Raw genomic sequence first — 22,073 nt, forward strand, 5'->3', positions numbered from 1 at the left:
TAAATTAATATTTTTTTGGCACGTAAGGTGTAATTTTTAAATCGGCAAATAACTTTGCGGCTTTTTCTATACCGGCTTTTCCGCTAATGGCAAAGTACCAAAATTGCTCGTAGTCGCCATCGTTCATGGCCATTTGCATCACGCCTTGCGATTTATGCTCGGCAATTTCCCAGTTTACAATTACCTTGTAATTAACCCTGTTTTTATAGCTGAAAGCGGCCAGCCGGTTAACCGCAAACATGCTGGTATCGCCCACGGTTTGCGTGTTGCGGTAGTTGGCGTAGTGCGAAAACTTAAAAACAGAATCGACTTTATTATGGGTTATGCCTCCCAAAACAACGGGTCGGCCACCTTCGGGCAACTCCGAAATAACATCAAGTGCCAAGAGGGTTGCCGCTTTGTGCCCGGCATGGGTGCCGGGTTCGGGCAAAAGGGTGAAAACAAAATCGTATTTGTTTTTTATCAAAAGCTGTTTGATCCTTGTTTTAACCATCGATACATCCCAACTTGTATCAAGCGGTTCCCGCTCGTTAATGCCATAGTGCGAATCTAACTGATCCAGAAAATAATACTGGCTAACGCCTAATATATTACCGGCATTCATTACCTCGCGCTTACGGATACGCGGCAAATTGGCGCGGCCCGTTTTTTCGTTGGTCAATTCAACGCCGTAAAAATTTTCGGCAAGGGTAGAGTATTTGTAACCGGCTTCGCCGTTGGTAACGGTTAATATATCAACAATACCATGATGCTCTTTAGCAATTTTATATAACGCTACCGAAAACACGCTTTCATCGTCGGGATGGGCCATCACCACCAACACATGCGGCAGAGTGGTCTGGGTTTGGGCTGCAGCAGCCGTCCACAATAAATTGAAAAGCAAGAAATAAAAAAACGCAGTAAAAAGTTTAATTTCAGCCATATAAGGTTGTTTTTACATCAATATTACCAGCCCCATTAATTTCAAATCTTTCCCTATAAAAATATAGTTTTTACCTAACAAACCGCCATGCGTGGTTTATTTAACTTGAAAATTTGCAAATAAATAAGGGTAAATGGCCGTTTATCCCATAGATGAGGTTCAATAGCAAGCCTTATGCATTTGCAAGCCCTGCCCAATGGTTTGTTTAATGTAAATACCGAAGTAAATTTAAAATGCTTCGCCCAGCCTGATGTAAAAGCCACTTTGCCTGTTTTCGCCGGGGCGCTGCTCGCCAATGCCATAGTCAAAGCTGGCGCTTAGGCCTTTTTCTACATCAAAAAAGTACCGTAATCCGCCCCCGTAGTTGGGTTTAAGTTGAGTCAAGTCAAGTCCGTTGTGGTACACTGAACCTGTGCCAACAAAGCCAACTATACCAATGCGGTCGCTAATACGATAGCGTAGTTCTGTTTGGGCGGCGGTGTAGTCCCTGTCGCGGTAACGCCCGTTGTAATAGCCGCGCATCAGTTCGTCATCACCCAGAGTAGGCATCAAAAAAAACGGGGACTGGCCACCCGTCATGTTGGTGTCGTAAACATCCCAGGCTAAAACAAGCTTTTTACAAAGGCTTTGGTACTGGCTGTATTCTATGGTGAAAAGGCCGCCCGTATAATCATTCATTTTACCCAGCCCTTGGTAAATGCTGTATTTGGTGGCAATGAGCATACCGCTGGTGGTATAGGTATTATTGTTGCGGGTATCGAAGGTAAAGCTGGGGCCCAAATAAACGCTGGTGCCGCCATTACGGTATTGCAGGTTTGGGCCGGTGTCAAAAATGCCGGGTGTCGCCGCGCCTGCAAAATTGTATTTATAAAGGCCGGATTGGAAGCCGAGGTAAAAATATTTGCCATAGCGCTTTTCGCCGCTCAAATTTAAACGCAATCTTTTTTGGCCTATCAATTCGGCATCGGCCTTGCGTGTATCGCTGCCAATACCATAAAAATTGCTGGGGAAGTTAATGTAACTAATGCCGGCAATAAAGTGAAAAGTGTTTTTAGGGAGCCAGTAATCGGTACTTAAACTAATGCGGCTTTGCCCTTTGGTAGTAACGGTGCCGTAAGCAAACACATTTGATACACGGGTTTGCCTGTTAACGGTATCGGTATAAAAAGAGTACAGTGCCGATAAACCTACCTCAACGCCGGTTTCGGGCGCGCTGCTTAACACGGGCAATGGGGCTATGCTGCTGTGGCGCGAGCTATCTTTTACAAAAAGTATCTTGCGTAAAAACTGCGGCAAAAACTTCATTTGGGCATTTGCCGCAGTTGTAAAAAACACCAGTAAGATGAGGCAGCGGGTGCGTTTTTTCATTTTGAATTTCGGATTTCGATTTCGGAATGTAAACTTTCAAATCATTAATTCTCTAATTTTCAAATCCGAAATCGACAATCCGACATCCGAAATCAAAATTATTTTTTTCCGCCAAATTCCATTAAGTAAGCCTTTAAAAATTCATCAAGCTCACCGTCAAGCACAGCCTGCGCGTTACTTGTTTCGTGGTTGGTACGGATGTCTTTAACCAATTTGTAGGGGTGTAACACATAGTTGCGTATCTGGCTTCCCCACTCTATCTTCTTTTTGTTACCCTCAATAGCGTCGCTTATTTCCATACGCTTGCGCATTTCGGCCTCATAGAGCTGCGATTTAAGCAACCTGATAGCGTTTTCTTTGTTTTGCAACTGCGAACGCGATTCCTGGTTCTTAATAATAATGCCTGATGGTTTGTGGTATAAACGTACAGCGGTTTCAACCTTGTTTACATTTTGCCCGCCCGCTCCGCCCGAGCGGAAGGTTTCAAACTCAATATCGGCGGGGTTAACGTCAATATTAATAGTATCATCAACCAGCGGATAAACGTATACCGATGCAAACGAGGTATGGCGCTTGGCATTAGCATCAAACGGCGAAACACGCACCAGGCGGTGTACACCATTTTCGCCTTTTAAGTAGCCATAGCTGAAATCGCCGTCAAATTGCAGGGTAACGGTTTTAATGCCCGCAACTTCACCTTCCTGGTAATCTATTTCGGTAATTTTGTAACCGCTTTTTTGCGCCCACATCATGTACATACGCATTAGCATGCTAGCCCAGTCGCAACTTTCCGTTCCGCCTGCTCCGGCAGTTATTTGTACTACTGCGCTCAACTGGTCTTCATCAGCCGAAAGCATGTTTTTAAATTCCAGGTTCTCGGTAGCCTTCAGCGCAAGCTGGTACTGTTCCTCCACCTCCTCGGGCGATGCATCTCCGCTTTGCTGAAATTCAAACATTACGGCAGTATCCTCAACAACGGCTTCCAGCTTTTGGTAACCATCGGTCCAAACTTTTTTTGCTTTCATCGATGCCAGCACTTTTTCGGCATCCTTCGGGCGGTCCCAAAAATCGGGTGCCATAGTTATGGCTTCTTCGGTATGTAGTTCGTCAAGTTTCAGGTCAACGTCAAAGATGCCTCCTCAGGGAAGCTGTTCTATCCCTCAAATCCTGCAATTGTTCTTTAGTCATGTGGCAAATATAAATAAAAAGCCTCACCTAAATCCTCTCCAAAGGAGAGGACTTGAAAAATCTACCTGGTTTTAATGCTCCCTCTCCTTTGGAGAGGGCCGGGGTGAGGCCAAAAAAATATGGCTTACACATTTACCCTTTTTGGGGGATAATGCATAAGCCATTATATAGTTTAACAATGAGTTGTTTAGCTTACGATGCCAATAGCATGTTGTTAACCAGTCCGCTTAAATCGGTGCGGTTGCCGGTAAGTTTAGAAAACATGCTGCCCAGGCCAAACTCCTTGGTTTCGTTTTTGCTTTGTTGTACCAATTGCACCATTACGGTTGGTATTAATTCATCGGCAACTACGTAAGCAACGTTTGGTGTAATGCCATAATATTTATTAAGCCTGTTGGCAAATTTGTTAACCATGCTGTTAACTAAAGGGTTATTGTAAACACCCGATAATTGAAAAAAACTAACCAAATCTTTCATTTTACCCGTTTCTATATGCGCTTTTAAAACATCAATAATTGTGCTTGATGCTTCGGTAATTACAGCTTCGCGGTCTTTTGCTGCAATTTCCGGATTTTCGATAACCGCCTTCCCGGCGTTATTTTTTACGAGTAAAAAAAGTTTTTCAAACATGGCTAAACAGTTTAAAAGTGCATTTATAAAATTTGTTATTTTTTATCAATTTTGTTGTTGATAATTCAAATGTAGTAAATAGATATTCTAAATATGTAAATTATTTGTAACTTTTTTTAGGATATTCCTAATTTTAAGGTGTATGATTTACACTAAGTTACGTGTGTATTTTTAACACTATCCCGAATATTTTTTGAATCTTTTTACCAATTAAATTGTATTAAGCGTAGGTTTACTTAATAAATTTTAACAAACACAACAAATATGCTGCCTAAGATAAATTTAACCCAAACCAAGGCGTACCAATACCTGCCTGAGCAATTTGAAAAAATGATTGCAACCGATCTTAAAGATTTGTTTAAAACCGACAGTGCCCGTTTTGATAAATTTTCGGTGCTTTTTGAGGATATTTTGCTCGACTACTCTAAAAACCGTGTTGACGAAGAAACACTTGCTTTATTGATACAGGTTGCCAAGGAGTGTATGTTAAACGATGCAATTGCTGCTATGTTTTCTGGGCAGGTAATTAACGCTACCGAGGGCCGCCCGGTGCTGCATATAGCACTGCGTAACCAAAGCAACACCCCCATTTTGGTAGAAGGTAAAGATGTGATGCCCGATGTAAATGCGGTGCTTAACCATATGCAACAATTTTCGGAAGCGGTAATATCGGGCGAGTGGAAGGGTTATACCGGCAAACCTATTACCGATGTGGTAAACATTGGCATAGGCGGATCGGACCTGGGGCCGGTTATGGTTACCGAAGCCTTAAAAGCTTATAAAACTCATCTTAACCTTCACTTTGTATCCAACGTTGATGGCACTCATATTGCCGAAACTCTTAAAAACATACACCCCGAAACCACGCTATTTTTAATTGCGTCAAAAACCTTTACCACGCAGGAGACTATGGCAAACGCCCACAGCGCGCGCGACTGGTTTTTAGCCGCAGGTGCAAAAGAGGCCGACGTTGCCAAGCACTTTGCTGCCTTATCAACCAATGCCAAAGGCGTAAGCGAGTTTGGTATTGATACCGCAAACATGTTTGGCTTTTGGGATTGGGTTGGCGGCCGCTACTCTTTATGGAGCGCGATTGGCCTATCTATTTGCTTAGGTGTTGGCTTTGATAATTTTAAAGAGTTATTGGCCGGTGCCCATGCTATGGACAATCACTTTAAAGATACCGAGTTTGAAAGCAACATACCCGTTATTTTAGCATTGCTGGGTATTTGGTATAACGACTTTTTTGATGCCCAAACACAGGCTATTTTACCTTACGACCAATACCTGCACCGCTTTGCCGCCTACTTTCAGCAAGGTGATATGGAGAGTAACGGCAAGCATGTTGACCGTAACGGTAAAGATGTTGATTACGAAACCGGCCCCATTATTTGGGGCGAACCGGGCACCAACGGCCAGCACGCCTTTTACCAACTGATACACCAGGGCACCAAACTTATCCCTTGCGATTTTATTGCCCCGGCCCAAAGCCACAACCCGCTTGGCGAGCACCATACACTTTTGCTATCCAACTTCTTCGCCCAAACCGAAGCCCTGATGAACGGTAAAGCCTTAGATATTGTAACCGACGAACTAAAAGCCTCCGGCAAAACCGAAGCCGAAATAGCCGAAATTGCGCCCTTTAAAGTATTTGAAGGCAACCGCCCAACAAACTCCATACTGCTTAAAAAAGTTACCCCGCGCAGTTTAGGCTCGCTCATAGCCATGTACGAACACAAAATATTTGTACAAGGCATACTATGGAACATTTACAGCTTTGACCAATGGGGCGTAGAGCTTGGCAAACAATTAGCCGGCAAAATACTACCCGAACTACGCAACGACGATGAAGTAACCAGCCACGATGCAAGTACCAATGGGTTGATTAATAAGTTTAAGAGTTGGAGGTAGGAAACTAGAACATTGTGTTATAGCCTCACAGCGATGTGGGGCTTTTTTATGTTGTTTTGTAGAATATCCGCCCGCGATGGCGCCGACGCCTGAACGGGCGTTACTCGCTTTATACAGCCACGGTATTATTGATATTATTATGTAATTTTCGGTTTAAACATGCAATATCCACTATATTTTATGTCAAAGCAATGTTTTATGCTAACCAACCGGGACAAACACATGAGCAAGTAAAACTCACTTGGTTGCCCGGTTGGTTTAATTATGATAAATTACGGGTTTAGTTACTCTTACTACTCAATAGTTTCTGCACCAATAACTTCAAATTTTTTGTTAAGGGTAACCTTATATTTGTCTAACATTAACACGCCCAGAGCATTTTTTGCTCTAAAGGAATGAATTAGCGAAAAGCCATCAGGCTGTTTTTTAAACGATGCTTCCATCTCTTTTTTCTTTTTTTCTACCAATTCGGCTTTGCCTAAAAGGGCCTTGCTTAAGGTAAGCAAGCTATCCATCGATTTGCGTTCGGCAATGTCAAATTTACTGCCGTGGTACCAATCATATTTAATTATACCTAAATCATTAGCTTCTTTAATATTATCAAATGTTTTATTGTTTGCTTTTACCTCCTCAACCAGGTCATCAAACGATTTGGTTATTTCTTTACCGGTAGTGGTTTCAAAGGTGGTATAAACGGTGTCAATTTTACTGAAAGATACTGGTTCATAACTTGATGGGTCATTCAGTTTAGCTTTAATGTAATCTTTGGTAGCACTTTCCGAATCCTTTTGGGGACTGTGGCAGGCTGTTAATACAATCGCGATCAAACCGATAAGGCTTAGTTTTAAGGTTTTCATATTTTAATATATTTTATTTTCGATAAATATAGGCATAAAATTTAAAATGCCAAATATTTTAGCAAATCGTAATTTTGATGCTTTTTACACGCTTTCTATAGCTTAAAATGCTAATTTTTTTAGAATAATTAAGGCTAAATCTAATTTAATACGGCAAAAGCTGCGGGCGGGTGCCTGCATATCATCCGGCCAAGGCTTACATTTTTCGTTTCAAAAACTCGCAATAGCAACCGGGTTTGGTTAACCAGCGCGCGGCAAAAAACAGAAACAGGGCGCGTATAAATACGCTAACCATTTATAAACAGCCTTGTAATAAAACAAAAAGCCCTGTTTTTTTTTATCAGAACAGGGCTCCATAGTCAATATAGCGCAGTTATTTCTTCACCCAGCCATCCTTTAAAGTAACGGTGCGGTTAAATACCAGTTTATTGGCAGTGGAGGTTTTATCCAGGCAAAAATATCCTTTACGTATAAACTGAACGGCTTTCCCTGTTGGCAAAGTAATCATGTCGGGTTCAACAAAAGCGTTAATTACCTTCAGGCTGTCGGGGTTTAAATAGTCCTTAAAGTCGCCGTCTTCGTTTGATGGGTCTTCCACTTTAAACAAACGGTCGTACAAGCGCACTTCGGCTGTTTTGGCGTGCGCAACGCTTACCCAATGGATGGTTCCCTTTACGTTAATACCACTGGTATCGCTACCCGAACGCGATTCGGGAATGTACGAGCAATGTATCTCGGTAATGTTGCCGTCGGTATCTTTAACAAAATTGTCGCATTTAATAATATAAGCGTTTTTGAGGCGAACCATTAAACCCGGACCTAAACGGAAAAACTTTTTAGGAGCTTCTTCCATAAAGTCTTCACGTTCTATCCAAATTTCGCGGCTAAACGGAATATCGCGACCACCGTCGCCACCTTCGGCTTCGGGGTTGTTTTCGCCAAAATGATTCTCTTCCTGCCCTTCGGGGAAGTTGGTGATGATGCACTTAACCGGATCAAGCACTGCCATGCGGCGCCAGGCTGTTTTGTTCAAATCCTCGCGAATGCAAAACTCAAGCAAGCTAACATCAATCATGTTTTCGCGCTTGGCAACGCCAATGCGCTCGCAAAACTCACGTATCGAAGCGGGTGTATAGCCGCGGCGGCGCAAACCGCTAATGGTTGGCATGCGTGGGTCGTCCCAATCCTCAACATGGTTTTCTTTAACCAGTTGCAGCAGTTTGCGCTTGCTCATCACGGTATAAGTCATGTTAAGGCGGGCAAACTCATATTGGTGCGATGCAAAAATGCCAAGCTTCTCAATAAACCAATCGTACATATCGCGGTGCGATACAAATTCCAGCGTACAAATGGAGTGTGTTATTTCCTCTATCGAATCGCTTTGCCCGTGCGCAAAATCATACATCGGGTAAATACACCATTTATCCCCCGTGCGGTGGTGGTGGGCATGCTTAATGCGGTACATCAAAGGGTCGCGCATTAGCATATTTGGCGAAGCGAGGTCAACCTTGGCGCGTAATACTTTGGCACCATCGGGGTATTTACCTTCCTTCATATCGGTAAATAACTGCAGGTTTTCTTCCACGCTGCGGGTGCGGTATTGGTTACCAACGCCAGGCTCGGTAGGTGTGCCTTTTTGCGCGGCAATTTCTTCGGCGGTGCTATCGTCAACATACGCCAGTCCGGCCTCAATTAACTTCACCGCAAATGCATATATTTTATCAAAGTAATCCGAAGCGTAAAACTCGTTTGCCCACTCAAAGCCAAGCCATTTTACATCTTCTTTAATGCTATCAACATATTCGGTGTCTTCGGTAACGGGGTTGGTATCGTCAAAACGGAGGTTGGTTTTGCCGTTGTATTTTTTTGCCAGTCCAAAATTTAAACAAATTGATTTGGCATGGCCTATATGTAAATACCCGTTAGGCTCGGGCGGAAAGCGTGTTAAAACCCTGCCACCGTTTTTACCATTACTGATATCTTGTTCAACAATTTCTTCTAAAAAATTTAATGATCGTTCTTCGCTCATGTCGGCAAAGTTAGAAGAATACACAAAAGTTCACAAAAATTCACACTTATTCACAATCACACTATAAAATAAGCACAATAGTGTACGCACAATTGGCCGCTTCAGTCCTGTTCGGTTATCTTGCTTTCAATTCTACGGTCGGGCACCAGCCAAATACCTGCAACGGCAACGTACAGGCCCAAACTTAGCCAGGGTGCAACGCAAGTTAAAACAATAGCCACAGCATAAATTATAACCGATAGGCGGCCTTTCCAATCCTTACCAATTGCCCGGCCCAGTAACGAATCTTTACCATGCAGCCGCAGCAGCGTTATTACCAGTATGGAATATGCAATGGCATTCATCATCAACACAAAGCCATAAAGCGCCATAGGCCATGCAGTAAAATGGTTTTCGCCAAGCCAGCCGCTGGCAAAAGGTACCAGGCTCAGCCAAAACAGCAAGTGCAAATTGGCCCAAAGCACGGCGCCGTTAACAGTACGTGCGGCCTGCATCATGTGGTGATGGTTGTTCCAGTAAATACCTACATAAATAAAACTTAATATGTAACTTAAAAAAACGGGCCATAATTCTTTAAGGTCGTGCAGGTTATCAGTATGCGGAACTTTCATTTCCAGCACCATAATGGTAATAATAATGGCTATAACGCCATCGCTTAATGCTTCTAAGCGGCCTTTGTGCATATGCGTTTATTTGTAAAGCCAAAATAAGTTAATTTTTTAAATGCACGCTATAGGCGGTTATAAATAGCATTTGGCTTGCAAAGTGGCTTGCGCACGCAAGCATATTTCAAAAAAAAAGCTCAAATTTAGGGTGATATTTTGCTGTTAAATAGCACTTATCATTAAAACAACACAATTGTATGTCGCAAATTACCAATAACAGGCAGCAGCGTGAAGCGGTTTCTATGGCGCTTTATAAAAGGCATTCCCTGCGGTTGCCCGTTATGTTGCCAAAATAGGCGGAAGTTTTGATGAGGCTAAAGATGTTTTTCAGGATGCCCTTGTTGTTTTTTTGACTCAGAACTTAAGACTTGTGGCTAAAGATTATCCCGTCATTACACGATTAACTTGTGCGCCCTAAAACTCATTTCTTCAACAAGCCGTTGGCATCCAGCCAATTTGTAGCACTGTTAAACCAATAGTCTTTAGTGGTTTTATTGTTGAGCCCAAAACCATGGCCTCCATTAGGGTAAATATGCAATTCGGCAGGTATTTTATTGGCCAGCAGGGCATAATAAAACATCAGGCTGTTTTGCACGGGTACGGTTTTGTCATCTTCGGCATGCACAATAAATGTAGGCGGGGTGGTAGCTTTTACTTGTTTTTCGTTCGAGTACAGGTCTATCTGCTCAGGTGTTGGGTTATCGCCCAGCAGGGCATGCATCGATCCTTTATGAGCCATTTCGCCAAAGCTGATAACCGGGTAAAGCAGCATCATAAAATCGGGCCTAAGGCTTATTGTGTCCTTCTGCTCAATAACTGCATTGTAAAAGTGCGTACCCGCGGTTGAGGCCAAATGCCCACCCGCCGAAAACCCAATAATACCTACTTTAGTGGGGTTAATACCCCATTCGGCAGCGCGTTGGCGTATTAATTGGATGGAGCGTTGAGCATCCTGCAAAGGGCCAATGCTTTTATCTTTCATAATCTCGTCGCTGGGTAAACGGTATTTTAAAATAAAGGCCGTTATGCCAATCTCATTAAATTTTTTGGCAATGTTAACGCCTTCATTATCCATCGATAAGCGTGCGTATCCACCACCGGGGCAAATAATAATTGCAGTGCCGTTAGCTTTGTCTTTAGCAGGATAAAAGGGGATAAGCACCGGGTCGGTAACCATGCTGGTGCGGTTGTTTTCGGTTTTTTCAACATAAGTAGCCGGTGCCTTTTTTGAATTGGGCACACTATCCGGATATAATTTAATAGGTTTTTCTTGCGCAAAAGCCATTTGTGCGGTAGCTGCTAAAGTAAAAATGCAAATCAGTTGCTTAAAATTCATAACAGATAAAATTGGTGCCTAAATTTATAAAAAAAATTAATGTGTAATAAGTAAATGTGCAGATGAGTAAATGTGCAGGTGTGCAAATGAAGAAATGTGCAGATGAGTAAGTGTGCGGATGTGCAAATTATAGATTGTTAAATTGATTGTTCCAATCATTTGCACACCTGCACATTTACTCATTCGCACATCTAAATTACCCATCTGCACATTTTCTCATTCGCACATTAAGTCATTTTCATACTTTTGCACCGTAAAAAATCAACACTTACTAATATGAGCGATATTCAAAGAGGGCCCATCTCGCAATTTATAGAAAAAAATTACCTGCATTTTAACGCTGCGGCTTTAATGGATGCAGCTAAAGGGTATGAAACACACCTGCTTGAAGGCGGAAAAATGATGGTTACCCTTGGTGGTGCCATGAGCACAGCCGAGTTAGGAATATCGCTGGCCGAGATGATACGCCAGGGAAAAATAGATATTATATCGTGTACGGGGGCCAACCTTGAAGAGGATATTATGAACCTTGTGGCGCACTCACATTACAAACGCGTGCCGCGCTACCGCGATTTAAGCCCGCAGGATGAGTGGGATTTGTTAGAAAACCACTATAACCGCGTAACTGATACCTGTATACCCGAAGAGGAAGCTTTTCGCCGCTTACAAAAGCACATCCACAAAATTTGGAAGGATGCCGATACCGCAGGTGAACGTTATTTTCCGCACGAGTATATGTACAAAATGCTGTTGAGCGGTGTGCTTGAGCAGTATTATGAGATTGACCCTAAAAACTCATGGATGCTGGCTGCTGCCGAAAAAAACCTGCCGATAGTAGTACCCGGATGGGAAGATAGTACGATGGGCAACATTTTTGCATCATACGTTATTAAAAACGAGCTTAAAGCCTCAACCATGAAGAGTGGTATTGAGTATATGGCATGGCTGGCCGATTGGTATCCTAAAAATTCGGGTGGCAAGGGTATAGGCTTTTTCCAGATAGGCGGTGGTATAGCCGGCGATTTCCCTATCTGTGTTGTGCCGATGCTTTATCAGGATATGGAGATGCAGGATATTCCCTTCTGGAGCTATTTTTGCCAAATTTCCGATTCAACAACATCTTACGGTTCGTACTCGGGTGCTGTACCTAACGAGAAGATTACCTGGGGTAAACTTGATATCAACACGCCTAAATTTATAGTAGAAAGCGATGCCACCATTGTTGCGCCGCTTATATTTGCTTGGCTATTAAAACAATAATTTAATTACAACCAGGGGCGGCAAATTTTGTATACGGTGGTTAATTAATGTGATAACAATCACATTCAATGGTTTAACAAAAACGCCATTTTAATAAAATTTAACGCGTTTTTAACCTTAATTTAGAATGTTTATAAATTAGATATAACTGTCATTTCTTTGTCAGCCATTGTTTAATAAATTATACTTTTGTGGACTGAAATATACGAAAGGTGCGAGCCATTCAACAATTTCAACATCTTAAAAACAAATATTATTCAGCATAAATACACTTTATGAGAAATATCTCATTGATTATTAAGCAATTTTCCAGGTCGGTAGTACTCATTGCAGCTGTTGCTGCATGGGGATTCTCTGCCGATGCACAAACAGCACCTGCCGCAGCGGCGGCTACAACGGCAACAGCACCCGCTCCGGCGGCAGCAGCGGGAACTGGCGATGCTGCTAAGGGTGAAGCTTTGTTTAAAGCCAAATGTACTGCCTGTCATAAAATTGAAGCAAGGATGACCGGCCCGGCCTTGGGTCCAATCATTACATCCGAAACTGACGACAAGTGGTTAACCAAGTGGATACAAAACAACCAGGCGCTAATAACCGCTAAAGATTCTAAGGCTCTTAAAATCTATAACGAGTATAACCAGGCAGGGATGACTGTGTTTGCCGATCTTTCTGACGGGGATGTGGCAAACATTATAGCTTACGTTCGCACGGAATGGAAAACCATGCAGGCTGCGCCAAAAACAACTGTGGCAGACGGATCTAAAACCGCTGCTGACTCAGGCCCGAGCGATTTGGTTATCTTTGGTTTAATAGCCGTTATTATTTTAGCCTTTATCATTATACTGGTACTTAATAAGGTTATTGGCAGCTTAGAGCGTTTGTTGTTAGGTAAACAAGGCTTATTACCCGAAGAGGTTGAAGGCGGAAGTGAAGATAAAGCTGCTGCACGCAAAGAAGCCTTTAAAAAGTTGCTTAAAAATAAAAAGCTGGTATTCTTCTTTTTACTTTGTGCAACTATAGCAGGCGGAAGCTGGCAGTGGACAACCCTTTGGAACACTAACGTGCATACAGGGTATCAGCCGGTACAACCAATTAAATACTCACACCAGTTACACGCCGGTACCATGAAAATTGATTGCCAGTATTGCCACGGTGGTGCTTACAAATCAAAAAATGCTACCATACCATCGTTAAACGTTTGTATGAACTGCCATAAGGTAGTTAAAACCGAATCGCCCGAAATTCATAAAATATATGATGCTTTGGGTTACGATCCTCAAACAACAAAATACGATTCTACCAAGGCCAGGCCAATACAGTGGATAAGGGTACATAACCTGCCCGATTTGGCTTACTTTAACCACTCACAACACGTAACTGTTGGTAAAGTTAAATGCCAAACATGCCACGGTCCTATCCAGGAAATGGCAGAAGTTAAGCAATACTCTCCGTTAACAATGAAATGGTGTATCCAGTGTCACAAACGTACCGAGGTTGATTATAAAGGCAATGCTTATTATGATAACATGTTACAAATACACGATAGGATTAAACGTGGAGAGAAAGTTACCGCTGCGGCATTAGGTGGTATTGAGTGCGGTAAATGTCATTATTAATAAAAGGATTTAAACTTACAATCACAGTTAATAGCTTAAATGGAAAGCAATAAGAAATACTGGAAAGGTTTAGAAGAGCTGAACAAGAGCCCGGAGTTTGTTGAATTAAACAAAAACGAGTTTGCGGAGCCTATACCAATTGAAGAGATATTGAGCGGCACCGGTTTGATGAATAAAACCCCCCGCCGTAGCTTTTTAAAAGCTGTTGGTTTTGGCGTTGGTGCTGTATCATTGGCTGCATGTCAAAAAGTTCCGGTTCACAAATCTATACCATACTTAATAAAACCAGAAGAAGTTACACCCGGTATAGCTAACTACTATACCTCAACTTTTGACGGACACGCAATTTTGGTTAAAACCCGCGAGGGCCGCCCTATTAAAGTAGAAGGCAACCCTAACGATTTATTAGCAAAAGGCGGGTTAAATGCACAGGCTCAGGCTTCGGTGTTGGATTTGTACGATGTAAATCGTTTAAAAAATCCGATTAAGAATGGTTCTGAAACTACCTGGAGCGATGTTGACAGCTTTGTAAAATCAGAATTGACGGCGATTAAAGCAGGTGGCAAAAAAATACGTTTGGTTACTTCAACCGTAAACAGCCCATCTACCTTAGCTGTTATTGCTGATTTTGTTGCGCAATATCCAAATTCAAAACATATCAATTACGATGCCGTGTCTTATACCGGTATCATCCAGGCTAACCAAAACAGCTTTGGCAAACCAGTATTGCCTCACTACCGTTTTGATAAAGCCGATGTTATTGTAAGCTTTGGCGCCGACTTTTTAGGTTCATGGATATCGCAGGCCGAGTTTATGAATCAGTACGTTTCTAACCGGAACTCAAAATCGCTGGCAAGCAAAAAAATGTCTCGCCACATTCAGTTCGAAACCGGTATGAGTTTAACAGGTTCAAATGCCGATGTTCGTATCCCGGTTAAACCGTCGGAAGAAGGTATTGCAATCATTAACCTATACAACGCAATCTCCGGCACAACTTTACCTGGCAGCCAAAAGCTAACTAACAATTCGGCAGCAGAGAAATCTATCATGATTGCTGCTAAGGAGTTACAGGCAGCTAAAGGCAAAGCATTAGTTGTTGCAGGCTCAAACGATGTAGCTACACAAGTTTTGGTTAACGCCATTAACTCTTTATTAGGTAGTTACGGTAATACTATTGATCTGGATAATCCATCCCGCCAATATGCAGGTAACGATGCCGAAATGGTTGAGTTAATAGCTGATATGAAGAGCGGACAGGTTGATGCAGTTTTCTTTTTGGATGCTAACCCAGCTTACGATTACTTTAAAGCTAAAGATTTTACCGATGCCCTTACCAAGGTTAGACTAAAAGTTTCCTTCTCAGATCATGGTGGTAACGGCGAAGGCGTATCAACTATTGGCGACGAAACATCGTCGTTATGTAATGTTGTTGCGCCAAACCACAACTATTTAGAGCAATGGGGCGATGCAAGCGTATTAGAAGGTTACTACACAATAGTACAGCCAGCTATACGCCCTGTATACAACACCCGCCAGGCCGAAGAAAGCTTGCTGATTTGGAGCGATAACGCGGTAAAAGAATATTATACCTACGTAAAAAATAACTGGGAAAAAACCTTGTTGGCAAAAGGGTCACTATCTGGCCAAAAAGGATGGGAAACATTATTGCAAACCGGTTTTATTAAGGTTGCAGATAAGCCGGCAGGTTCATACACTTTCTCGAAAGATTTGAATGCTGTTGCACAAACCATATTAACACATAGCGGACAGGTTGCAGCCAAAGGCGAATCGCAGCTTGAGTTGCAGGTTTACCAAAGCTCGGTAATGCGCGATGGCAAAAAGGCAAACAACCCCTGGTTGCAAGAACTTCCCGATCCGGTGTCTAAAGCAACGTGGGAAAACTTTGCAGCCATTGCACCAAAATTTGCTGATAAATTAGGTATCGAAGAAAACCAGATCATCAAGATCACGGTTGACGGGTACACTGTAGCTCTTCCGGTATTATTTCAACCGGGGCAGGCTCAGGGCACTATTTCGGTAGCTGTTGGTTATGGCCGCACATTGGCCGGGCCGGTAGGTAACGGAGCAGGACAAAACGCTTTCCCTTTCTTAAGCTTGCGTAACGGTACTTTCCAGGTATCAGCAGCTGCAACTTTCGAGAAAACAGGTGATAAATCTGTTTTGGCTCAAACTCAAACACACCACTCTTACGAGGGCCGTACTGTAATTCAGGAAACGACTTTCGAAAAATATAAGAAAGACGCTAAATCGGGCAACCGCAGCTTACACGAACACAAAACTTATACCCTTTGGGATGAGTACGAGCGCCCTCAGTACAACTGGGTAATGGCTATCGATTTAAATGCCTGTACCGGTTGCGGTGCATGCGTGGTAGCTTGTAGTGCCGAGAATAATGTGCCCGTAGTTGGTAAAGACGAAGTTCGTCGTCGCCGCGAAATGCACTGGATACGTATTGATCGTTACTACAGCTTTAACGAAGGTGGCGAAAAGGCGGTTACTAAAGAAAAAGAGATCAACGTATTACAGGCCAATAAAGATCAGATGGGCAATATGGATAATGTATCTGTAGTGTACCAACCGATGTTGTGCCAACATTGCGACCACGCGCCTTGCGAAACAGTTTGCCCGGTACTTGCTACCGTACACTCGAGCGAAGGTTTAAACCACATGGCTTATAACCGTTGCATTGGTACACGTTACTGTGCAAACAACTGCCCATATAAAGTGCGCCGCTTTAACTGGTTTAACTACTGGAACGATAGCCGTTTTGATAACTACCTTAACAACGAGCATACACAATTGGTATTAAACCCGGATGTTGTAACACGTTTCCGTGGGGTAATGGAAAAATGTTCGATGTGTATACAGCGTATACAAGCTGGCAAATTGAAAGCTAAAATTGAAAAACGCCCTGTAAAAGATGGCGACATCAAGGTAGCTTGCCAACAAACCTGCCCAACTAACGCGATAGTATTTGGTAATTTGAACGACGAAAACTCGGAAGTTGCCAAGGCATTGAAGAGCGAACGTACTTACTACGTGTTGGAAGAGCTTAACGTACAGCCAGGTATTGGTTACCAGGTTAAGGTGAGAAACACAAACGAACAAGAGGCTTAATTTATACATCAATATATATAGAGATTAGAATATGGCATCTCATGGCGAATCGATAATAAGGGAACCGTTAATTACGGGCAAGGATATAACCTATGCCCAGATTACTAATGACGTGTTGCGCCCTGTTGAAAATTTACCAACTAAAGCATGGTGGATAGGTTTCACCGTGGCTTCGTTAGGAGCTTTACTTTGGCTGGTTGCAGTTAGTTATACTTTTTGGTTTGGTATTGGGGCTTGGGGTTTAAATAAAACAGTAGGTTGGGCCTGGGATATTACAGGTTTTGTATGGTGGGTAGGTATTGGTCACGCCGGTACTTTAATATCTGCGGTATTGTTACTGTTCCGCCAAAACTGGCGTAATTCCATCAACCGTTCTGCCGAAGCGATGACAATTTTTGCGGTAATTTGCGCCGCCACCTATATTGTGGCTCACATGGGCCGCCCATGGATGGCAGTTTACTCGTTACCGTTACCAAATCAATACGGATCGTTATGGGTTAACTTTAACTCACCATTAATATGGGACGTTTTTGCCATCTCAACATACTTTTCGGTATCGTTAGTGTTTTGGTACACCGGTTTATTGCCAGATATTGCTACTATCCGCGATAGGGCAACAGGTTTACGCCGCCGCATCTATTCGATATTCTCATTCGGGTGGACAGGTTCGGTAAAAACCTGGCAACGTTTTGAAACCGTGTCGTTAATTTTGGCCGGTATCTCAACACCGCTGGTACTTTCGGTACACACCATTGTATCAATGGACTTTGCAACATCGCTTGAGCCCGGATGGCACACTACCATCTTCCCTCCATACTTCGTTGCCGGAGCTATCTTCTCGGGTTTTGCCATGGTGCAAACCTTATTATTAGTTGCGCGTAAAGTATTGGGGCTTGAAAATTACATCACCATGTTCCACATCGAATCGATGAATAAGATCATCATCTTAACAGGTTCTATAGTGGGTGTGGCTTACATCACCGAGTTCTTTATTGCATGGTACTCTGGCGTTGAGTACGAACAATACGCGTTTATTAACCGCGCAACCGGGCCATACTGGTGGGCATACTGGAGCATGATGAGTTGCAACGTAATATCGCCGCAATTATTCTGGTTCCGCAAGCTTCGCTTAAGCATACCTTTCTCTTGGTTCCTGTCAATAGTGGTAAATATCGGTATGTGGTTTGAGCGTTTCGTAATTATTGTAACCTCTCTTCACCGCGATTATATTCCATCAAGCTGGGCCATGTTTTATCCAACCTGGGTTGAGGTAAGTATCTTCATCGGTTCTATCGGTTTATTCTTTACCTTGTTCCTGTTGTTTATCCGCGTGTTACCGTCGGTTGCTATGGGCGAAGTTAAGCTGTTGCTGAAGGGATCTAGCGAGCAGGCTAAGAAGAAAGTGTTAGAACACGGACATGTTGACGCCGAACAAGCGGCATTCTACAAAGAGTCATTAGAGAAATTTGATAGTGTTGAACTGGCAGATTACAAAGCATAAACATGAGTAGTACAAAATTTATATTAGGCTTATTTGAGGATCCGGATGAAATGCTGGACGGAATCCATAAGTTGCAACAAAATAGCATTCCTATTTATGATGTATATAGCCCAATGCCGATCCATGGTATTGAAGCCAAATTAGGCATAAAGGATTCGCGTTTAGGTTACGCCGCATTTATATTCGGTTGTACCGGTGGTACGGTAGCATTCAGCATGCTTTATTATATGCTGGTTTTAGATTGGCCGCATAACATTGGGGGTAAGCCAAACTTTGCTATACCCGATTTTGTGCCTATTACGTTTGAGTGGACTGTGTTGTTTACCGCCTTTGGTATGGTGTTAACGTTTTTTTACGCCACGCACCTTTTTCCGGGCCGCGCGCCAAGGGTGATGGATTTAAGAGCAACCGACGACAGGTTTGTTATTGCCATTGATGCCAGAGGCAATATACCTCACGCAGATATTACGAATATATTAAAAGAAGCTGGTGCTGTAGAAGTTAAGCATAACGACAGAAAATATGTTAGCTATGAATAAATTTAAAATATTAGGTGCAACAGTAATTACTATTGCTGCCTCTGTAGTTATCACTTCATGTGGTCACGACAAGCGGAGCACTGGCTGGGAGTATGCCCCTAATATGTACGAACATATTGCATACGATCCGGATCAAAAAAATCCGAATTTTAAGGATGGTAAAACAGCTCAATTGCCACCGGCGGGTACTACCCCGGTTGGCTTTGTACGCTTTGACTACCCGAACACCAAGGTTGGATACGAGGCTGCAAGCCTTGAAGTTAAAAGCCCTTTAACAGCGGCCGATACGGCTGGTGCTCAGGTGTTATTTGTGCATTATTGCTCGCCGTGCCACGGCACTAAAGGGCAAGGTGATGGTTTAGTGGTTCAACATGGTTACCCTGCGCCACCTTCGTATTCAAAAGGACAATCTTCTCGTGGTGGTGCCATGAAAGATTTAACAGACGGTAAAATATACCATACCATTACTTACGGTTTAAACGCCATGGGTTCATACGCTTCGCAGCTAAACCCCCAGGAGCGCTGGAAAGTAGTAATGTATATTCACCATTTACAAACTTTATAAGAATTATTTAGATTGATGGAAACTCATAATAATTTTGACGCAAGGTTCGAGTTTACGGGCAAAGCCAAAACCTACAGCATTATTGCTATTGTTATTGGCGTAGTTTGCGTAATAGGCGGATTGTTAACTCAAACAGAACGTACCTTTGATAACCTGTTGCTAATGGGTTACTACTTTACCTGCGTTTGTTTAGCCGGTTTATTTTTCTGTGCTGTACAATATGTGGCGCAGGCGGGCTGGTCGGCATCTTTAATACGCGTACCGCAGGCTTTTGCCAAAGTATTGCCATACGCTGCAGCACTTTTAATACTGATAATTGGTTGCGGTTTAGTGTTTACCCACACTGTGCCAAACGAAGAAGGTACGGGTACACACGTTGCTCCATATTTATATAAACTGTGGGCAACTGCAGGGGTTGCTGTTAAGGGTAACCCTAACTATGATGTTATATTGGCAGGTAAACATTCTTTTTTAAACATACCTTTCTTTTTAGGTCGTTTGGTTGTGTTTTTAGGTGTTTACAGCATATTTGGCTATTTGTTGGTTAAATATTCTACTACCGAAGACGAATTAGGCGGCATGAGCAATTATGCAAAAAGCTTTAAAATGGCTTGTATATTTTTGGTTATCCTTGGTTTTACCAGCCCCATATTTGCTTTTGATACCATCATGTCGTTAGAAGCACATTGGTTTTCTACCATGTTTGGTTGGTATAATTTTGCTGCTATGTGGGTTAGCGGTTTGGCGCTAATTACATTAACACTAATTTTGTTACGCCAAAACGGATACTTTAGCTGGATAACCGAAAACCACCTACATAGCTTGGGCCAGTTAATATTTGGTTTCTCTATCTTCTGGACATACGTTTGGTTTGCACAGTTCCTTTTAATATACTACGCCAACTTACCCGAAGAAGCTGTTTATTTTTACAGAAGGTGGGAGCCTGAGTTTAAACCCTGGTTTTGGTTAAACATTATTATTAATTTTGCATCGCCGGTATTGTTGTTAATGTCGCGAGATGCTAAACGCTTAACATCACGTTTAAAATACGTTTGTATCATTTTACTTGTGGGCCATTGGCTTGATTATTTTATGATGATTATGCCAGGTACAGTTGGTCCGCAGTCTAACTGGTTTACCGAGATAGGATGGATTGAGCCTGGTATTGCTATTGGTTTTGTTGGTTTATTTGTTTTTAGCTCATTAACAGCGTTAAGCAGCTTTAAATCACTGGCACCTAAAAACCACCCGTTTTTACAGGAAAGCTTACATCATCACATTTAATAAATAGTTTACTTTTGTATTCAACTGATTTCAGAATACCAAAAAAGAATATATAATGGCATTCAAAAAAATATTTAATCTTAAAACTCTATCATCGGCGTTTGCTGGAATGTTGCTTTTGGCAACAAGTACAGTAATGGCGCAGGATACCACAGCAACCAATTCAGCGGTTGCGGACGATGCTGCAAAGAGCGCGATGTGGACAAGCGTTGGCTATTATTCCTTATTGCTTGTGCTGGTATGCATCATTGTTGGTATTATTGGTAAAATATTGCGCGTTTACGATTTAACCCTGCAAATACAAGGCAAAAAAGCGGTAAACTGGAACAATGTTATGGGTGCGTTATTCGTACTGTTTCTGGCGGTTGGTTTATACGGTGCATTTTGGTCGTTTACGGTACAAGGCAGTATGCTGTTACCCGAGGCCGCTTCAATACACGGCGTAAAAACCGACAATATGTTTATGGTTACCTTTGGTATAACAGTTATTGTATTTGTAATTACACAAATTTTACTGTTTACCTTCTCGTTTAAATACCGTAATACAGGCAAACGCAAGGCTTACTTTTACCCGCATAACAATACCATTGAGAAAATTTGGACTGTAATACCTGCTATTGTATTAACTATACTGGTAATTACCGGCTTTTTTACCTGGAAAGAAATTACCAATACAACCGAAGAGAAGGGTGACATTAATGTTGATGTTACCGGCCACCAGTTTGCATGGGAAATACGTTACCCTGGTAAAGATGGTAAGTTGGGTTCAAAAAAATACACCTTATACAGTGCCAGCAACATACTTGGTGTTGATTTTAAAGATAAAAACAGCTTTGACGACCTTCACGCCGATACGCTGGTTTTGCCTGTTAACAGAGCGGTGAGGATAAATATCTCGGCCCAGGATGTTATACACTCGGTTTATATGCCTCATTTCCGTGTACAGTTGAACGCTGTGCCGGGTTTACCTACTTACTTTAAATTTACACCAACTATTACTACCAGCGAAATGCGTAGCAAGGTTGATAACCCTAAATTTGAATATCTGCTATACTGTAATAAAATATGCGGTGGCAGTCACTATAACATGCAAAAAGTGGTACGTATTGTTACCGATGCAGAGTATAATGATTGGCTGTCAAAACAAAAGCCTTATCTAAGTGATGCATTGAAGAAGGAATTGAAATTGGCGGATAACGGCCAAACAAAAGAAGCGGCTCAAAACAGATTAGCATTAAATAATTAATATATTAAGATTAGCGAA

General features: G+C 42.3%; 17 protein-coding genes. 9 read left to right on the top strand and 8 right to left on the bottom strand.

What is annotated here, in order from left to right; all coding sequences use genetic code 11:
- Positions 1 to 4: 4 nt before the first annotated feature.
- The 4 genes from BDD43_RS07595 to BDD43_RS07610 all read right to left on the bottom strand — a co-directional run bounded on the left by BDD43_RS07595 (position 5) and on the right by BDD43_RS07610 (position 4,108).
- Positions 5 to 922 carry a PIG-L family deacetylase gene (locus BDD43_RS07595; RefSeq protein WP_121197114.1) on the bottom strand — a complete coding sequence of 306 codons (918 nt, stop codon included), beginning with the start codon at positions 920 to 922 and terminating at the stop codon, positions 5 to 7.
- A 228-nt stretch (positions 923 to 1,150) separates the two neighbouring features.
- On the bottom strand, positions 1,151 to 2,290 hold the full coding sequence (locus BDD43_RS07600; protein ID WP_121197115.1) for a BamA/TamA family outer membrane protein: 1,140 nt from the start codon (positions 2,288 to 2,290) through the stop codon (positions 1,151 to 1,153).
- Between the two features lie 98 nt (positions 2,291 to 2,388).
- A protein-coding gene (gene prfB, locus BDD43_RS07605) for a peptide chain release factor 2 (RefSeq protein ID WP_121197116.1) occupies positions 2,389 to 3,478 on the bottom strand; the annotation gives its coding sequence in 2 pieces (ribosomal slippage) (positions 2,389 to 3,417 and positions 3,419 to 3,478; 1,089 coding nt in all).
- A 192-nt stretch (positions 3,479 to 3,670) separates the two neighbouring features.
- On the bottom strand, positions 3,671 to 4,108 hold the full coding sequence (locus BDD43_RS07610) for a hypothetical protein (protein ID WP_121197117.1): 438 nt from the start codon (positions 4,106 to 4,108) through the stop codon (positions 3,671 to 3,673).
- Between the two features lie 264 nt (positions 4,109 to 4,372).
- Here BDD43_RS07610 and pgi point away from each other — a divergent pair, with 264 nt between their 5' ends.
- Positions 4,373 to 6,019 carry a glucose-6-phosphate isomerase gene (pgi, locus tag BDD43_RS07615; protein WP_121197118.1) on the top strand — a complete coding sequence of 549 codons (1,647 nt, stop codon included), beginning with the start codon at positions 4,373 to 4,375 and terminating at the stop codon, positions 6,017 to 6,019.
- A 293-nt stretch (positions 6,020 to 6,312) separates the two neighbouring features.
- On the opposite strand, the gene BDD43_RS07620 is transcribed toward pgi, so the two are convergent.
- The 4 genes from BDD43_RS07620 to BDD43_RS07640 all read right to left on the bottom strand — a co-directional run bounded on the left by BDD43_RS07620 (position 6,313) and on the right by BDD43_RS07640 (position 10,906).
- Complete coding sequence (locus BDD43_RS07620) at positions 6,313 to 6,876, bottom strand: hypothetical protein (RefSeq protein WP_121197119.1); 564 nt, start codon at positions 6,874 to 6,876, stop codon at positions 6,313 to 6,315.
- 373 nt (positions 6,877 to 7,249) lie between these two features.
- Entirely contained in the window at positions 7,250 to 8,905 is a 1,656-nt protein-coding gene (locus BDD43_RS07625) for a glutamine--tRNA ligase/YqeY domain fusion protein (protein ID WP_121197120.1), read from the bottom strand.
- A 101-nt stretch (positions 8,906 to 9,006) separates the two neighbouring features.
- Positions 9,007 to 9,588, bottom strand: coding sequence for a TMEM175 family protein (locus BDD43_RS07630; protein ID WP_121197121.1), 582 nt, complete (start codon positions 9,586 to 9,588; stop codon positions 9,007 to 9,009).
- Between the two features lie 403 nt (positions 9,589 to 9,991).
- Positions 9,992 to 10,906: an alpha/beta hydrolase gene (locus BDD43_RS07640; protein ID WP_121197122.1), complete on the bottom strand. Its 915-nt coding sequence runs from the start codon at positions 10,904 to 10,906 to the stop codon at positions 9,992 to 9,994.
- A 276-nt stretch (positions 10,907 to 11,182) separates the two neighbouring features.
- Between BDD43_RS07640 and BDD43_RS07645 the strand changes: the two genes are divergently transcribed.
- The 8 genes from BDD43_RS07645 (at position 11,183) to BDD43_RS07680 (ending at position 22,055) form a co-directional block, all read left to right on the top strand.
- Positions 11,183 to 12,166: a deoxyhypusine synthase family protein gene (locus BDD43_RS07645; RefSeq protein ID WP_121197123.1), complete on the top strand. Its 984-nt coding sequence runs from the start codon at positions 11,183 to 11,185 to the stop codon at positions 12,164 to 12,166.
- A gap of 275 nt (positions 12,167 to 12,441) precedes the next feature.
- A complete protein-coding gene (locus BDD43_RS07650; RefSeq protein ID WP_121197124.1) occupies positions 12,442 to 13,782 on the top strand; it encodes a cytochrome c3 family protein in 1,341 nt (446 codons plus the stop codon).
- A gap of 39 nt (positions 13,783 to 13,821) precedes the next feature.
- The gene (locus BDD43_RS07655) at positions 13,822 to 16,920 is read left to right on the top strand and encodes a TAT-variant-translocated molybdopterin oxidoreductase (protein ID WP_121197125.1); all 3,099 of its coding nucleotides are present in this window, start codon (positions 13,822 to 13,824) and stop codon (positions 16,918 to 16,920) included.
- Between the two features lie 31 nt (positions 16,921 to 16,951).
- Complete coding sequence (nrfD, locus tag BDD43_RS07660) at positions 16,952 to 18,421, top strand: NrfD/PsrC family molybdoenzyme membrane anchor subunit (RefSeq protein ID WP_121197126.1); 1,470 nt, start codon at positions 16,952 to 16,954, stop codon at positions 18,419 to 18,421.
- A 2-nt stretch (positions 18,422 to 18,423) separates the two neighbouring features.
- Positions 18,424 to 18,960: a DUF3341 domain-containing protein gene (locus tag BDD43_RS07665; protein ID WP_121197127.1), complete on the top strand. Its 537-nt coding sequence runs from the start codon at positions 18,424 to 18,426 to the stop codon at positions 18,958 to 18,960.
- Positions 18,944 to 19,525 carry a c-type cytochrome gene (locus BDD43_RS07670; protein ID WP_121197128.1) on the top strand — a complete coding sequence of 194 codons (582 nt, stop codon included), beginning with the start codon at positions 18,944 to 18,946 and terminating at the stop codon, positions 19,523 to 19,525. The genes BDD43_RS07665 and BDD43_RS07670 overlap by 17 nt, the downstream gene beginning before the upstream one ends.
- Positions 19,526 to 19,540: 15 nt before the next feature.
- Positions 19,541 to 20,809, top strand: a complete 1,269-nt coding sequence (locus BDD43_RS07675) for a quinol:cytochrome C oxidoreductase (protein ID WP_121197129.1) — start codon at positions 19,541 to 19,543, stop codon at positions 20,807 to 20,809.
- A 55-nt stretch (positions 20,810 to 20,864) separates the two neighbouring features.
- Complete coding sequence (locus BDD43_RS07680) at positions 20,865 to 22,055, top strand: cytochrome c oxidase subunit II (RefSeq protein WP_121197130.1); 1,191 nt, start codon at positions 20,865 to 20,867, stop codon at positions 22,053 to 22,055.
- Positions 22,056 to 22,073 lie beyond the last annotated feature (18 nt).

Origin of the sequence: Mucilaginibacter gracilis (genome assembly GCF_003633615.1) — a bacterium.
In the GTDB taxonomy this organism is placed as follows: Bacteria; Bacteroidota; Bacteroidia; order Sphingobacteriales; family Sphingobacteriaceae; genus Mucilaginibacter; species Mucilaginibacter gracilis.